The organism is Ktedonospora formicarum (assembly GCF_016587355.1).
Classification (GTDB): Bacteria; Chloroflexota; Ktedonobacteria; order Ktedonobacterales; family Ktedonobacteraceae; genus Ktedonobacter; species Ktedonobacter formicarum.
In genome coordinates this window covers 1,682,275-1,697,257 of sequence record NZ_BNJF01000002.1, presented here as the reverse complement: position 1 = coordinate 1,697,257, position 14,983 = coordinate 1,682,275, and the positions used below count along the sequence as shown (strand labels likewise).

General features: G+C 52.1%; 9 protein-coding genes and 1 pseudogene. 5 read left to right on the top strand and 5 right to left on the bottom strand.

Annotated features, from left to right (window positions below):
• On the top strand, positions 1-238 hold a 238-nt coding region (locus tag K3T82_RS26230), incomplete at its 5' end, for a hypothetical protein (protein ID WP_220196482.1).
• Positions 239-718: 480 nt separating this feature from the next.
• Here the strand turns inward: K3T82_RS26230 and K3T82_RS26225 are convergent.
• Together K3T82_RS26225 and K3T82_RS26220 are read right to left on the bottom strand one after the other, a co-directional pair.
• Positions 719-2,860 carry an APC family permease gene (locus tag K3T82_RS26225; protein ID WP_236031555.1) on the bottom strand — a complete coding sequence of 714 codons (2,142 nt, stop codon included), beginning with the start codon at positions 2,858-2,860 and terminating at the stop codon, positions 719-721.
• A 420-nt stretch (positions 2,861-3,280) separates the two neighbouring features.
• Complete coding sequence (locus K3T82_RS26220; RefSeq protein ID WP_220196481.1) at positions 3,281-3,751, bottom strand: hypothetical protein; 471 nt, start codon at positions 3,749-3,751, stop codon at positions 3,281-3,283.
• 1,095 nt (positions 3,752-4,846) lie between these two features.
• Here K3T82_RS26220 and K3T82_RS26215 point away from each other — a divergent pair.
• Positions 4,847-6,708: pseudogene (locus K3T82_RS26215) on the top strand (reverse transcriptase/maturase family protein).
• An 844-nt stretch (positions 6,709-7,552) separates the two neighbouring features.
• Here K3T82_RS26215 and K3T82_RS26210 read toward each other — a convergent pair.
• Together K3T82_RS26210 and K3T82_RS26205 are read right to left on the bottom strand one after the other, a co-directional pair.
• Positions 7,553-7,879, bottom strand: a complete 327-nt coding sequence (locus K3T82_RS26210) for an NUDIX domain-containing protein (RefSeq protein WP_236031552.1) — start codon at positions 7,877-7,879, stop codon at positions 7,553-7,555.
• A 183-nt stretch (positions 7,880-8,062) separates the two neighbouring features.
• The gene (locus K3T82_RS26205; RefSeq protein ID WP_220196480.1) at positions 8,063-8,647 is read right to left on the bottom strand and encodes a PadR family transcriptional regulator; all 585 of its coding nucleotides are present in this window, start codon (positions 8,645-8,647) and stop codon (positions 8,063-8,065) included.
• Between the two features lie 165 nt (positions 8,648-8,812).
• On the opposite strand from K3T82_RS26205, the gene K3T82_RS26200 reads away from it, so the two are divergent.
• The 3 genes from K3T82_RS26200 to K3T82_RS26190 all read left to right on the top strand — a co-directional run bounded on the left by K3T82_RS26200 (position 8,813) and on the right by K3T82_RS26190 (position 11,144).
• Positions 8,813-9,721 (top strand): oxidoreductase, encoded by a 909-nt coding sequence (locus tag K3T82_RS26200; protein ID WP_220196479.1) that lies wholly within the window; start codon positions 8,813-8,815, stop codon positions 9,719-9,721.
• Positions 9,718-10,644, top strand: coding sequence for an SDR family NAD(P)-dependent oxidoreductase (locus K3T82_RS26195; RefSeq protein WP_220196478.1), 927 nt, complete (start codon positions 9,718-9,720; stop codon positions 10,642-10,644). The genes K3T82_RS26200 and K3T82_RS26195 overlap by 4 nt, the downstream gene beginning before the upstream one ends.
• Before the next feature lie 137 nt (positions 10,645-10,781).
• Complete coding sequence (locus K3T82_RS26190) at positions 10,782-11,144, top strand: DoxX family protein (RefSeq protein WP_220196477.1); 363 nt, start codon at positions 10,782-10,784, stop codon at positions 11,142-11,144.
• A gap of 458 nt (positions 11,145-11,602) precedes the next feature.
• Here K3T82_RS26190 and K3T82_RS26185 read toward each other — a convergent pair whose 3' ends face one another.
• Positions 11,603-14,695, bottom strand: coding sequence for a winged helix-turn-helix domain-containing protein (locus tag K3T82_RS26185; protein ID WP_220196476.1), 3,093 nt, complete (start codon positions 14,693-14,695; stop codon positions 11,603-11,605).
• Positions 14,696-14,983 lie beyond the last annotated feature (288 nt).

The following is a 14,983-nucleotide window of genomic DNA, read 5'->3' as shown; positions in this document are numbered from 1 at the left end:
CCAGAATGGGAGTATCCCTCAGCTACCAGGTCCTGGTGCAACTGAGCAACCATGTAGCAACCTGTTTCTAATCTTTTTGATGGGGATCAACACTGGTTTTCCGGGGGCGTGGTTATTATTCAGGAAACGTGCCATTCCTCAGCCAGCGCGAAACGGTCGCATCTCCGATCCAGCCTGTGCGGCAATAGTGGTTTGCGAGAAGCCTTACTTACGCAGGTTTACCACCTGTTGGTATTGAGCTAGGCATTTTTCTCGCTTCGCTTGACTGAGCTGAACTTTCTTTGGAAGCGATTTCGATGGCATCTCAATTTGCTTGACAGCAGCTCTTGTCATTTCTGTTCGCTGTTTCCGATGCGCCGCAAGATGACGCGCCAGAACCCCTTCCAAGGCCCCCTCAGATTCTGAAGAAGGTGGAATCTATCGGCACATTGGGTTGCTTGAGGAACACTGAGAGAAGCTGTAGCAGCATAGTCGCCTCCGCGATCTCGGCTTACCAATTCAATTTCTGGTAGAAGCAAGATCTAACATTATAGGTGGTCCCACAATAGGTGAGACCACAAAGGCCACATTTGATGAAGCCACGAAGCAAATAATTGCGTTTTGCATTGCGTTGACTAAAAACTTGATGAGCATGTAGCTTGCTCCCAGGTACTCTCATCAACAAGAGCAGATGCTGTTCTGGCAATGACCTCACGGGTTTTCTTTGAGCGTTCTGTTATTACCAAGCAAGCGGTCTCACATGGCGCTGCGACCTGCCCATATGCTGTGGCAAATTGATGACCACAATGCCTGGTCGGAAGAGGAGTTTGGCTTTAAGGCGTAATACGGTTTGGTTGTGAAGAAAATACTCCCACCAGTGCTCCACGAGAAACTCCGGGAGAATAACTGAAATTGTTTCGTCTGGATGGCGTTGGCGAATGGTGTCAATGTAGGCAAGCAAGGGACGCAGGAGTGAACGATACGGTGATTCAATGAAGAGCAGATGCGTATCTTCATCCTCGCCGAAGTGCTGTTGCCATTTTATCCACGTCTGACGTATCTTCTGCGCGCGCTCGGCATCCATGACCACATGGACTGCGGTTACATGTGGCGTGATAGAGCGCCCATAGGCCAGGGCTTGCATCGTCACTTGATCAAGTCTGTCCACGGGAAGAATAACACGATGTTTGATCTGCTGCGGGTGTATTGGCACATCCGTTACGCGTTCTTGTTCAAAGACTCGATAATGATGGGCTATACCCAGGAACATGCCAACCAGTAGTGGAAGAAGCATGATCACGACCCAGGCCCCTTCCATGAATTTCATTGCCGCTATGATAAGGGCAACCAGCGCGGTGGTCATGGCACCAACGCTATTGATGATGAGACCTCTGCGCCAACGTTTCTGGGTGGCGCGCAGGAGCCACCAATGCCTGACCATGCCTGCTTGCGAGAGCGTGAATGCGATAAAGACTCCAACGGCGAAAAGATTGATCAATTTATCTGTGCTGCCCTGGAACAGAAGCAGGAGGAGGCTCGCCAGGATGGCGAGCGCGACAATACCAACTGAGAAAGCAAGGCGGTCGCCCCGAAACGAGAATTGCCTGGGAAGAAATCCATCGTGTGCGAGCAAGGAAGCGAGGCGTGGAAAGTCCGCGTAACTGGTCTCAGCAGAGAGCGCCAGAATACCAAGCACTGCAAGTTGAAAGACCGGATAGAGCACAATAAATGGCCCGGTATCGCCATAGACTTGTTGGGCAATTTGCGCTACGACGGTCGGGTTACCTGTTGGGCTTGCCTGAACCGCGTAGGTCATGGCAAGCAGCGTAATACCCAGGAAGAGTGCCCCAAGAATGAGAGCCATCCAGGTGAGGGTCGTGGCTGCATTGCGTGTCTCCGGCTTTTTAAAGAGAGGGATTCCATTCGAGATAGCTTCTACGCCAGTCATCGCGGAACATCCTGTGGCGAAGGCTCGTAGTACCAGAAGGAACGTCAATGGTTCGAGTGTCTGCACAGGTGCAAAGGTTCCAATGATTGGCTGATGCCGAAAGACATATGCTTTGATGAGGCCGACACCGATCAAGAGAATGGCATTCACAACAAAAAAATAGGTTGGGAAAGCGAAGATGGAACCAGATTCGCGTACCCCTCGTAGATTCAGCAGGGTGATAAGAATAACCAGTGCAATATCAAGCGGAACAATATAGCTATGAAACTGGGGAAAAAGCGAGACCATATTTTGCACGCCAGCCGAAATACACACGGCAACGTTGAGGACATAGTCAATGAGCAGGGCAGCCGCCGCGACCAGGCCAGGAAGTTTCCCTAAATTCTCACGTGCCACTGTATACGATCCGCCTCCATTTGGGTAGGCTGGGATGGTCTGACGATAGGAGATAGTAACAATGCAGAGCAGGAGCACAATGACGATACTGATCGGTAAGGTCAGGCCCAGATGGGCAGAGCCAGCAGCCACCAGATTGATAAGGATAGCCTCAGTCGCGAACGCCACCGAGGAGATCGCGTCTGACGAGAGCAGAGGCAAGGCTTTGAACTTGCTTAGACGTTCATGTTCCGCTTTCGCGCTGACAAGAGGGACGCCAATCAAACCACGTTTGAGCCAGTAAGCAGCTTTTGTAAGTCTCCCTTCTGGGATCTCTGCCGCCTCAGTCGCTTCTAAGGTCCCATGTCCAGCGCGCCGCAGAACAGGGCGCTCAGGGCGAATGATAACGTAGCGCATATCTCCCAGGCGGCTGCCACGTCGCTCTTCCCCTGGCGATGCTGCCAGATCAAAATCGTCTCGAGAGTTCCCATAACCTTCTTTGTCTTCTTTCCCGTCTGTCGACGCCATGCGGGCAAAAAACTGTTCTGGTTCTTCCATCTGTCTTCTCTCACGAATAAATTCCGACGTACTGTAGTGCTCAATCCTTATCCAATTTATCTTACACCAGTACACATACGCAAAGATATGCGCCTATAACGTGTCAGAGGATGAGGAAGCTGGAGCATTGAGGGAAACCATAGAACCATGGCGACGAAGAACGTCAGTTGGAGAGAGCGAAATGCTCACAATGAGAAGGATGACACTATTTAGGCAGGTGGGTATTGTCGTATAATTTGTGGGCTGAGCACCATTCCATAAGCACTTGTCAGATATGTTGGCAGAGTCTTATTTACCAGATTTTCTTGTTCTCATCTTTTCTCACCTTTCGCTTTCATTTCGTAACAGCTTCTCAGCATTCGAAGCGTAAAGCCAATACAGAGCAGAAAAATGGCGACAGTTGCGACGACAATGATGAGATCAATCGCGATATCGGGCATTGTGATCCTCTCTTTCATCTCCTGACGATACCGAAGGAAGTGCGCCACTCGCCTGCCTCTGAGTTGCTTTGGCAGCCAAACGCACACGTACATCCATTGGAAACAGCTTAGGGAGAGAGTCCAGGGAATGAAACGACTCCAGATGTCGAGAACTCCTCCGCATTGCGAAGAAATTCACCATTGGAAGCTTTTCAACCAATGTATCCGCATCATCTTTGAACGGTGCCTTCAAGTGCTCCAGTTGAGCCACATGCAGGGTATTCTGTCCAGTGAGTTCGGAATGATTGATATCGAGCAGAATAAGGGGAAACGAAAGCTTACGCACGAGAGGGAGCGCACCTTCAGTCGTACAGGCACATTGTATGTGAGACTCATAGGGCATCAGGTTGCGTGCGACCAGATTCCGCAAAACTGTATCGCCCTTTACCGACAACATGTGTGTTTGCAGCATCTCGATGAGTATCTTTCCGTATGTTTCTCGCGACAGCTCACTCTTCACAGCTTCACTCTTACATATTACTGCGGATGTGCTCAAAGCTGACTCAAGAGAGAGGATGCACATCTCAAGATTTGCTTAATGTTTTTGATGTGAGCAGGGGGCGATGGAGGCTGGAGGTAATGTTTCGCTGATGCAGCGAGGTGCAAAAAACTGCATAGTGTGCTACAACATCTGCCTCTTACATTTGGACAGCTCATCTTTTCAGGATTGCCATTAAACACACATTGCTACTGCTTTCTCTGAAGGAGTAGAAGAACAGCAATCAAAACTATGAGCAAACGTGATCAAACGTGCGTTTGTTGCGCACAGTGAGATGCATTGACAGAGAGACGATAGCATGGTACCATACACGCAACAAGGAAGAAAAAACGTTCTATATTGGACATTTCCTTTCTCTGGCAAGAGAAACGCTTTCCATCTCTTGGAGCGTTGTTCGAAGGGGAGGGGTCTTCGTGCTACTGTGTAAAAAGATCAAGTTTGACCTTCGTGAACAAGACGTGGCCACCCTTGAGTTTATGCAGGGAAAATGTCGTGGCCGTGCGCTATGAGAGCGCATCGTAGTATCCCTGGTTCAGCCAGGTAGAACTGAGAAGTAAGTTCTAGGGTTAACAGCTTACCTTAACACTGAAAAGTGCCAGGGGACCGTAGCATGCTGCTAACGCGGTGGATATCCCAAAGCACTGTAGGATATGTCCCGCAAGACCCGTGCGATATGGTAAAAGCTAAACTGCTTGAAGCTCAATCTCCATCGGGGTTCACATTCCCCCACTGGTAGAGTGCTTGAAACCAGTGTCATATGGTGTAAAGGTCTGAATCCTCGACTTTTACAACTTCTTCCATATGAGCGATGGCGAACGACGCCACCTAAAGAGATGAATGAGCTACCTACGTCGCGCTCGGACGTACTACGATGACGAACCATAGGATCATCTAAAGGGGGAAACCCCCATGATGACGGACATCCCATAGTAGTCAGAGGAGGGGAAAGCCCTCTACACGGCAAAGGGGATGAGGTGATGAGATACTCAGCAAAGTGAGGTACTTGAGATGAGGACAGCCGAAACCGTCCTGAGTATCATTCAAGAACGCGGCAAACGAGGACTGCCGTTGGAAGAAGTCTATCGGCAATTGTACAATCCAGACTTGTACCTGCGTGCCTATGCAAAATTGTATGCCAACGATGGAGCAATGACACCAGGAACAACAGCGGAGACCGTGGATGCGATGGCGCTCACCAAGATCAAGAAGATCATCGAAGCACTCCGTGAGGAACGGTATCGATGGACACCAGTAAAGCGAGTTTACATTGCAAAGAAGAATGGCAAACTCCGCCCGCTTGGCCTGCCTTCTTGGTCTGACAAATTGCTGCAAGAGGTGCTCCGGCAAATCTTAGAAGCGTACTATGAACCTCAGTTCAATCAGCATTCACATGGTTTCCGACCTGAACGGGGATGTCACAGCGCATTACGTGAGGTGGCAAATGTCTGGTCAGGCACCAAGTGGTTCCTTGAGGGCGACATATCAGATTGTTTTGGGAGCCTGGACCACGAAATCATGCTCTCCATTCTGGGAGAACGTATTCATGACAATCGGTTCCTACGGTTGATCCAAAACCTTCTCCAAGCTGGCTATTTGGAAGACTGGACCTACCATACCACCTGGAGCGGGAGCCCACAGGGCGGTGTGATCAGTCCGGTCCTCTCAAATATCTATTTGGATAAACTGGATAAGTACATTGAAGAGAGGCTCCTTCCAACCTACACCAAAGGTGAGATCAGACGAAGAAATCCCAGATACACTGCCATCCAGAGGAAAATCGAGAACGCCAAACAAGAGGGTCACATCAGAGAAGTGAAGGTACTGTATCAACAACTCCGACAGGAAGCCTCTAGCGATCCTGATGACCCTTCTTACCGGCGGCTTCGGTACGTTCGTTATGCGGACGACTGGCTGATCGGGTTCATTGGCCCGCAATCGGAACTGGAAGAGATTAAACGTCAAATTGGGGCGTATCTCCAAGAAACGCTCAAACTCCATCTCTCAGAAGAGAAGACGCTTATCACCCATGCAGCTACCGAAGCGGCCCGTTTTCTGGGGTATGAACTGATGAGTCAACATGCGACGGATCAAATTGATGGCAACGGACGGCGGAAGATCAATCGGAACATTGGTCTACGTATCCCGACTGATGTCATTGAAAAGAAAAGCCGCATATACATGAAAGAAGAAAAGCCGACCTATCGAGCAGAACTGCTTTCAGATGATGACTACAGTATCATCAGTCGATACCAGTCAGAATACCGGGGAATAGTTCAATATTATATACTTGCCACCAATATTCGACGGCTCAACAAGCTCCACTGGATTATGCGTATGTCGCTGCTGAAAACACTGGCAAACAAGCATAAAGCCCGCGTAACTGCTATGGTGCGCAAGTATCAAACGCAGACAGAGACTCCATACGGGCAAATGAAATGCTTGGAAGTTAAAGTAGAACGACAGGGAAAGAAACCATTGATAGCACAATTTGGAGGAATACCACTCCGTAGGAGAAAAGCGACACTCCTCAACGATCAGCTACCGATCTACAAGAAATTTGAGCGCAATGAACTGATTAAACGGCTTCTCGCAGATACATGCGAACTATGCGGCTCCAAAGAACAAGTAGAGGTTCATCATATCCGTAAACTGGCTGACCTGAATGTGAAGGGAGGAAAGAAAAGCCTCGCTGGATACAGATCATGGCAGCAAGAAGAAGAAAAACGCTGATTACCTGTCGTCGATGCCACGAAAATATCCACTACGGAGAACGAAGGCACCGAAACTTGAACATCACTGGCGAGCCGGATGAGTCGAAAGGTTCAAGTCCGGTTCTGAGGGAGACTGAGAGAAAAGGAGCAAGCAATTGAAACCTCGCTCCCAGTCTACCCTACTCTACAATTGGTGGTGCGGAGATGCCCCTGATGGTCCTCTTCTGGCGCTCCCTTCCCTATCAATGTACTTATCCATATCCTTCACCCATCATATTCGCATCGGTGCTCACTCATCACGGGAGGGTTAAAGCAAGTTTCTTGAAGAGGAGACAAATAGTTCTTTCTATTGACATCTGTTGCTCTTGCGTTCGTATCTCGTTTCTGCGAGAAACCTGTCTACCGAGAAGATCCAGGGTTGAACATCGGACAGAAGGAGTATGCCTGTCCCATTCTCCGCGTAAACACCGGCAAGCACAGGCGACCAAACAGATGGAGGCAAGCGTGTCCAGAAAGGGGACTGTGTCAATTGAAGCTCACGGCAAGTAAGTTCCCCTGATGCACGCATCAGCCAATTCTTAGCCGGGTCGAGATGTTTCAGAATGCATGAGTAGGTAGAAGTAGCTTCTTGGGCATCTTGCAAGGCAATACGCTCTAACATGGAGCCACTATATCCCTCACTCATTTGTTCTCTGCGCACAATCCATTGCTTTGCTGGAAGATCCAGAAGCAAAGCAAGCGTTCATTTGTTCTCTGCGCACAATCCATTGCTTTGCTGGAAGATCCAGAAGCAAAGCAAGCGTTTCAGGCGAAATCATATCGGTCAGCGTCGGAAAGAGTGGAGGAAAACTTCGGTGCTTTCCTGACTCACCTCGATGATCCATTTTGTCTGATGCAGTATTCACACTGAGTATCCAGTCCACATACGGGTTTCACTGCCGGGATGATCAGCAGTCATCGTTTGACCGAGAACAACAGAGAGTTGCGTACAGAGAGAGACCACTCACTGCCACCCAAAGCTCTCGAACCAGACACCCTGGCGATAATTTTCAATGGCTTTTCTCACGTTGGGAACCATGTTCTCTGGAAGATGATCAAGTGGGTACCATGCCAGCTCATCACATTTGTGTGGTTCTCCATTCGCAATACAGCCTTCCCAACACGTTGCCGTGAGAAAGAAGTTGATGGCTTCATCCTCGCCATAAGAGCAGTGCATCACACCGACGACCTGGAGATGGGAGGGATCAATGACAATCTGTGCCTCTTCTTTCGCTTCCCTGGCCATCGCAAAGGTGATCTCTTCACTGCCATCGAGATGTCCTGCAACCACACTGTAGTTGCCGTCTTCATAACCGGTCTGAAATCGACGGAGAAGAAGAATATAGTCATTTGTATCAGGAAAAGATGAACAGCAGCTAAGATTCTGAAACGTCTACTGAGCACATATTTACTCCTCCAGGGTGACTGTTTTTCTCAAGATTATACAAGGCCCCTGAGTATGAATGGAACCGATTCACACCTGCTTTCCTTCCTGACTGTGCTGGTGTTTCCGCTGTTCGAGATACTGAAGCACAGACTGGCACCAAGCCAGATAATTCTGCTCATACCCAATGACGTACTGGAACAACACATCCCTCTCCTCGAAAACATCGGCTTGCTCAGACCCGGCATTGATCGCAAGCTGTTTCGACTGGAGAACCTGCTCGTACAACGCAAGCTTTTCCTGGTGGAGTTGAGCCTGTTCGCGAAATCGCTCGATCATGCGCTCAGGATCGGCAAGCCAGAGGCTATAGGCTTTCAAGAAAAACTCGTCGTAGGAGAAGACCAGAGGAGTAGGAGACTCGGCCCATTGCCGTAGTGCGGTTCGGCCTTCCTCGGTCAGCTCATACACCTTTTTGTCTGGCCGCACGGCTTGTTGCTCGACGATATGATAGCGGACCAGTCCCTTCCGCTCAAGACTGGCCAGCGCCGGATAAATTTGCGTATGGCTGATCGGTCCGAAGGGGACGAAAGGCTGTTTCAGATGGCTTACCAGATCATATCCCGACATCGGTTGGCGTGCCAACATGCCGAGTAACTTGTACTCCAGGGTCGTCATGGGGTTCCTCTCTCGTGTTCCACAAGCCATATGTAAGACATTGACATATGTCATTCTCTGTGATATCTTCTCATATGTAAGTATCTGACATATGTAAGTACTATCATTATTCTAGCAGAACCCCTCTCCTCTGGCAAGCAGAGCGAGATGAATGGAGAATTCCTGATGACTTTCCCAAACGAGAGCGCGAACGAACACCACGCAAGCCAGGCAGGCACAATGAAACTGGGCGATCTCACGATCAACCGGCTTGGTTTCGGTGCCATGCGCCTCTCTACTAATGGCATGCGCGGCCCGGCTCGCGACCCTGAGATTGGCCGCGCGGTTCTACGCCATGCGGTCGAACTCGGCGTGAACCACATCGATGCTGCTGCCTTCTACCACAGCCATGATGGTTCCGTCCGAGCCAATACGTTGATCCGCGAGGCGCTTTCCCCGTACTCGCCTGAGCTGGTGATCGCGACCAAGGTCGGCCCGCTCTTTAGTGAGAGCGGCCCTGTTCAGGGGAGCGCCGCCGACCTGCGCGCCCTGGTGGAAGAGAATCTCAAGGAACTGGGCCTGGAGCGCCTCGATCTGGTGTACCTGCGCATCGGCATGATGGAACCCCCACACGGGGAGTCCCTCGCCGAACGCTTTGAGGCGCTCGCCGCCATGCGCGAGGAGGGTCTGATCCGCCATCTTGGTCTCAGCAACGTGGACACTGCCCACCTCGCCGAAGCTCGCGCGATTGCCCCTGTTGTGGCCGTCCAGAACCACTTCCATATCGCCAAACGGGACGAAGTGGCCGTCCTAGATGCCTGCACGGAGCATGGGATCGCCTTCGCCCCCTTCTTCCCTCTGGGAGGTGGCTGGAACACTCTTAACGATCCTCGCCAGGCCAGGGTCGCGGCACGGCACGGCGCGACCGTCTCGCAGGTCGCCCTGGCCTGGCTGCTGGCCCTCTCGCCAATCACTCTGGCGATCCCTGGCACTGGCTCCCTGACCCACCTGGAAGAGAATATCGCCGCCGGTTCTATCATACTAACCCCGGAGGATCTCGCCGATCTTGACAGCACAGGAGAAGAACGGCAATGAGCTCTCCCAAACACATTATCGTGATGACCGGGGCCACGTCAGGCATTGGGGCCGAAGCGGTCAAACAGCTCGCGGCCGAGCCTGCCACCCTGGTGCTCATCGGAGCACGTGGCCAGGGGCGCAGCGCGCCGGGAGCCGAAGTCTTCCCGCTTGACCTGGCGTCGCTGTCCAGCGTGCGCGCTTTTGCGGATGCCATCCAACAGCGTCTGGGCGAGGCAAACATAGAGATGCTTGTCCTCAATGCCGGTGGCCAATTTCCCGGGGGGAAGCTGAGTGGTGATGGGTTTGAAATGACGTTTGCCACCAACCACCTGGCGCATTATCTGCTGGCAAGGCTGCTGCTGCCTAACATGGCCGTGGGTGGGCGGTTGGTTCTCACCACGAGCGACACGCATGATCCGGCAGTGTTTCCCTTCGCTCCCAGGACACTTGACCCGGAGGAGCTGGCCCATCCGAGCAAAGCAGGTTCCGGGGGCGCGCGTGCCTATGCCGCCTCCAAGCTCTGCAACCTGCTCACGGCACGGTCTTTCGCGGCACTCGATACGGTCAAAGCCAACACTATCCAGGTGATCGCCTACAATCCGGGCTTGACGCTTGGGACCGGACTGGGGCGCACCGATGCACAGCGACAGTCAAGCCCTCAAAGGCCCAACCCGCTTGCCCATGCAATATTTGGCTTGCTCGGCAGGTTCAATAACGCATGGTCTCCGGGAACTCCTGAGCGCGCGGGGGAAGTCCTGGCTCAGTTGACCCTAGGCATCATCACTCCACCTCCTGGCCGAGTCTATGCCTCTCTGGTAAAAGGAGAGATCACCTTTCCCGATCCCTCAGAACTGGCTCGCAGCGACGAGGCGCGCGACCGCCTGTGGCGCGAAAGCGCGAGTATGGTTGGCCTCCCGGTTGAAGCGACCAGCGTTCGGTAAAACGCTGACTGTCAATCATGTGACGCACATCGGGCAGAAACGGATCATGCAGCGGGTGAGTGTTTCGATGCCTGAAACGGCTGCCTCCTGTGCAGATATCGCACAAGAAGAAGAAAGAAAGGCATGAATATTACACTTTGGATCATTCAGGGCCTGCTCGCGCTGGTCTTCGTGATGGCTGGCTTTCAGAAGGGCTTTACGCCCCTGGAGAGACTCAGGAAAAGCATGGCTGCGTTCAACAGTCTCCCAGCCGGATTGATTCGCCGCTTTATCGGAATCGCCGAAATCCTCGGGGACTTGGACTCATACTTCCCCGACTGACCCGGATCGTTCCTCAACTCACTATCGCGGCAGTGCTCGGACTGGTTCTGCTCATGATCTGCGCGTCGGTCTTCCACGCCTCCCGCAAAGAATACCGCTCCATCGGTGTCAATATGTTGCTCCTGCTGCTTGCGGCATGTATCGCCGTCAGCTATCTGGTCTGGGTGCCTGTCGCCTGAGAGATCTCACCTATCCACTCGTCTTGAGAAACCATTCACTGTTTCAACATGAAAGGAGTATGACAATGCGCACCATCACCCTTGAAGAGCACTACGCAAGTGCCGCCTTCCTGGCGGGGCCAGGGGTTCCTCGTGCTGAATAGATCTCACGCATGGATAGGCAGCGCAAGGAAAGTGAGAAAGCAAATGACAGGCCTATCAGCAATGAAGAGTCCCTCTGTGCGGAAGTATAAATTCGCTCATTACGTGGAAGGTTCAGTCTCTTTCATGGAGCGATACCATGTCGCGCAGGAGATCCCAAGGGCTGCACAGATCTCTGGAATGGAATGGCTCTGATCAGCAAACATCCGCAGCATACCGCATCGCCCGCGCAATGTGCACATTTCCTCCCATGAAATGGACGAATTTACATGAAAATTCCTGTCAAGAATGTTTGGCCTCTGATCTTCGAAATGATGCTAAGACATTCGTTCTCTCGCTGGAGAGATCAATCCCAACTCTTGTGCACGCATGACGGCCTCAGTGCGATTCGTCACCTCCAATTTCAGCAAGATATTACTCACATGCCGCTTTACAGTAGACACTGTTAGCACCAGGCGGTGTGCAATCTCCTGATTGGATGCCCCTTGCGCAAGCAGGCGAAGGACGTCCAGTTCACGCTCACTCACCGGGGTAAGCATTCCCTCCTGTGCAAGAGAGGGAGCATGCTGTTGCTGTCCATCCTTTCCACCACGAATGCGTTCCTCTTCTTTCTGCTCCTGGGAAAAGGCGGCTCGCAAGGTGTTCAGATAGGATGCCTGTTCCGGTCGTTGATGCTGCGTTTGCAAGGTTGCAAGAAGCGTCTCGATCAGCACTCCTTCATCCACAAAGCAACGAATAAATCCTTCTGGTTCGGCGAGGCGAACAGCTTGTGAGAGCACGTCAAGCGCCTGCTCCTCCTGGTGACAGAGGTGATAGGCTTGCGCCTGGAGCAGCAGCATCTCAATCACATGGAGAAAGCGCCCACCCTCTCGGGCTTGAGGCGCCAGCGGTTCTAAGATGTTTAATGTCGAGATTGGCTGCTGTTGATGGAGCCAAATACGGGCGCAAGCGACATCTTCACGCTCTCGTGCGAATGGTGAGGGGGATCGCTTCTGATGCGCGAGTTGTTCGGCCCAATGCGTGGCGAACGAGAGAGCGCCACGCTTCAGCCAGAAACGCACATGATCTCCAATGGCAAGCCAGGCTTGCCGATAGGGGTTATGGATCATCAACGGTCGTCGCATTGCTGCCTGAAAAGCATTATAGGCTGCGTCCAACTCGCCGCGAGCCAGGTGGATACGCATCAACACCAGGTCCCCCAACTCCATAGAGAGCTCCAACCCTGTTTGCTCACTCACCTCTAATTCCTTCCGCACGCGATCCAGCGCGGCATCAAGCTGGTTCCATTCCCGCAAGATATCGGCTTGACAGAAATATGCCAGCATCATTCCGGAGAATGGCATATTGCCCTGTTGTGCAGCTCCCTCTATCGCCTGCTGACTCAACTGCCAGGCTTCATGTAAATGCCCCTGCATGTGTGAGAATAAAGCAGCCACGCTCAAAATCGTGAGTTGTCCAGGAACGTTGCCCGCTGCCTGAAAGCACGAACCGGCTTGCAAGACGTGTTGGAACGCCTCACGACTTTGCCCACTGAAGAGCGCTATATGGGCATTGGCAAAACTGACAAACGCTCGTGTTTCACACGCCTGGTCAGGGAGAAGACGTAACGCTTTCTGTGAAAGTTCTCGCGCCGTCTGCTCTTCTCCGTAGAAACCCGCCTGCAAGGCTCTTAAGGCCATAATCTCCCTTTCGATGATCTCCTGTTTTTGTCCTTCCGGAAGCAAGTGTTTCCCTGGTTCGCCAGGCAGAAGCCCTGCGTGAGACAATGAGAGCCGTTTCTCAGCCATATGGAGCCAGCGGTCTGCATCCGACTGACCGCCTAAAAGTAATAATCTCCCATACGCGACGCACAGATGTGGGTGTGCCGAGATAACCTGAGATGGGAGCTGCTGCAATCCGCGCTGTATATCGAAGCGGTACAGATACCAGATACCTTGCAGCAAAAGTGACTCCATCACATCTGCCGCGTGCTCCCAGGCGCGCGCTTTTATCGCATGATCCAGCGCTTCATGGAGGTTGCCGTGTTCCTCAAACCATTGACTGGCTCGCTCGTGAAGTTCTGTGCTATTGATGCTGGGTGTCTGTTCCAGGCGGTAGCGCAATGCTTCTGCAAAAAGCGTTTGGTATCGATACTCCCTGTGCCCAGCATCAAGAGGATCGATGAAGAGATTGGCTTGCTCTAAATACTCCAACATCTTTTGACTGTCAGTCCGTTGCGTCATCTGATTACAGAGGGAGGCGCAGAGGACGTTCACGATAGAGGTCTCGAGCAGGAAGGTTCGTACTGACTCTGGCTGTTGTTGCACCACTTCATTCAGTAAAAAGTTCAGAATATCACGGTTCTGGCGTAGACGTTGGAGGAGGTTCGCTGTATCAGGCTGTCCCTTAAAAGTAAGGGCGGCCAGCCGCAATCCCGCCATCCAGCCCTCAGTGAGGGCTTCCACCTCCTGGATCTCCTCGTTAGCCAGATGTACCTGCATGACCTCGCGCAGGAAAACTGTGGCCTCTTGTAACGTCGCGGAGAGCTGCTCCCTACGGATTTCCAGTATCTGATCATATGCACGCAGGCGAGCCAGATGAAATGGTGGATCGACATGGCTGGCAATGACCAGGTGAACGCGAGGAATCCGCTGGTCAAGCAGAGATATCAGGGCTGTGTGAATAGCGGGCTCTGTAATGCATTGATAATCATCCAGAACAAGCAGAAGGTGCTCTTTTCTGTTGGTCAGGGCCTCCATCACGTATTTGAACAATAGCGAATCCTCTGACATGGATGCCGTATGGAGATGTGGCGACGTCGTCTCTTGAAGCTTGCCCTCTAGCCCCATGAGCAATGTCGTCCACAAGGTCGTGGGATCATTATCCCTTGCTTCAAGACTGATCCAGACCACATCTGGATTGCCAGGGGGAAGGGTTCGTATCCACGTCGCGAGCAAGGTCGTCTTCCCAAAGCCCGCTGGCGCAGTGACGAGCGTGAGCGCGTGCATCCACCCTTCATTGAGTTGTGCGATCAGGCGCGGGCGTGGCACCAGTGTTTGTGACACTGGAGGAATCTCACATTGAGAGAGACCGTACTTCCCTTGATCCAGCTTCTGAGATGCAGACTCGCCCGCAGACGGGACTGACAGAGGCTGGTCCTGGCTAGACAGGGCACGAGCCACCGCCTCTAATCGCGACAAGGTTATCTGATTGGGCAAACCAATGTATTTCCGGGCAAGCCTCTTCCCCACCCGCTGATAGGCAATCCAGTAGAGGTGCTCCCCTGTCCGGGCCTCTTTGCGTGCGGTGAAACGGTACCCATCCCGGCTCTCAAAGGCAAACGAGGACACTGTTGAGAGCCAATCAGACCACTGCTGGCTCTCACCATGCATGAGCCACGAAGTCGTGTGTGATCCAGTCTCCTCGCTCACTTGATATGCTCTTCGTCGAGGATCCCATGTCACCCGGCGTGTTGCTAACTTCGGCATTGGTGTATCACTCGCTAATTAATAAGAGGAAGCGGGATCCTTGTTCCCAATGGCTGGATGCAACATTTGCTCGACAATCGTTGCATACACATGCTCATTGGGAACACTCCCTTGTTCCCAAAAATCTTCGAGAGGAGAAATACATCGCTTTCAATTTATTCATCATTGGCATGAGAGCGGGCACCATTCATAGTTCTTCCTACTTTCCACCATATCACCTCTCACAAGAGG